General features: G+C 56.6%; 1 rRNA gene (cut by a window edge). It reads right to left on the bottom strand.

The window, feature by feature from the left end:
- Nucleotides 1-1,291 (bottom strand): 23S ribosomal RNA (locus AB0J42_RS37515); its annotated part reaches 1,277 nt to the left of the window's first position; the annotation flags it as partial.

Below are 1,291 nucleotides of genomic sequence, written 5' to 3'. Positions count from 1 at the left end.
TAAAACCCATCACCAGCAGAGGTCCCCCTTCTCCCGAAGTTACGGGGGCAATTTGCCGAGTTCCTTAACCACAGTTCACCCGATCGCCTCGGTATTCTCTACCTGACCACCTGAGTCGGTTTAGGGTACGGGCCGCCACAACACTCACTAGAGGCTTTTCTCGGCAGCATAGGATCATCCACTTCGCCACAATCGGCTCGGCATCACATCTCAGGGAATATGCGAGGCGGATTTGCCTACCTCGCCCCCTACATGCTTACCCCAGGACAACCACCGCCTGGGATGGACTACCTTCCTGCGTCACCCCATCGTTTACCTACTACCAAATCAGGTCGAGCGTTCGGTCTAGCACCGCCTCCGAAGAGGCAGCTGACTTAAGGACTCTTAGTATCAATGGGTTCAGTATGGGCGCATTGCAGCGGGTACGGGAATATCAACCCGTTATCCATCGACTACGCCTGTCGGCCTCGCCTTAGGCCCCGACTTACCCTGGGCGGATTAACCTGCCCCAGGAACCCTTGGTCATCCGGCGCGAGGGTTTCTCACCCTCGATTCGCTACTCATGCCTGCATTCTCACTCGCACAGCCTCCACCACTCGATCACTCGGCGGCTTCGCCGGCTGCACGACGCTCCCCTACCCACCAACAGAACCCGAAGGTCCCATCAGTGCCACGACTTCGGCGGTGTGCTTGAGCCCCGCTACATTGTCGGCGCAGAATCACTTGACCAGTGAGCTATTACGCACTCTTTCAAGGATGGCTGCTTCTAAGCCAACCTCCTGGTTGTCTCTGCGACTCCACATCCTTTCCCACTTAGCACACGCTTAGGGGCCTTAGTCGGTGATCTGGGCTGTTTCCCTCTCGACTACGAACCTTATCGCCCGCAGTCTCACTGCCACGCTCTCACTTACCGGCATTCGGAGTTTGGCTGACGTCAGTAACCTTGTCGGGCCCATCGGCCATCCAGTGCTCTACCTCCGGCAAGAAACACGCGACGCTGCACCTAAATGCATTTCGGGGAGAACCAGCTATCACGAAGTTTGATTGGCCTTTCACCCCTACACACAGATCATCCCCCAGGTTTTCAACCCTGGTGGGTTCGGTCCTCCACCCAGTCTTACCTGAGCTTCAACCTGCCCATGCGTAGATCACTTCGCTTCGGGTCTACAGCATGCGACTCAAACGCCCTCTTCAGACTCGCTTTCGCTACGGCTTCCCCACACGGGTTAACCTCGCCACACACCATAACTCGCAGGCTCATTCTTCAAAAGGCACGCAGTCACATCACACA

This window comes from Nonomuraea sp. NPDC049649, assembly GCF_040675175.1.
Lineage (GTDB): Bacteria > Actinomycetota > Actinomycetes > Streptosporangiales > Streptosporangiaceae > Nonomuraea.
Note: the sequence above shows the minus strand (reverse complement) of the source record. Positions and strands in the feature narration are given on the sequence as shown.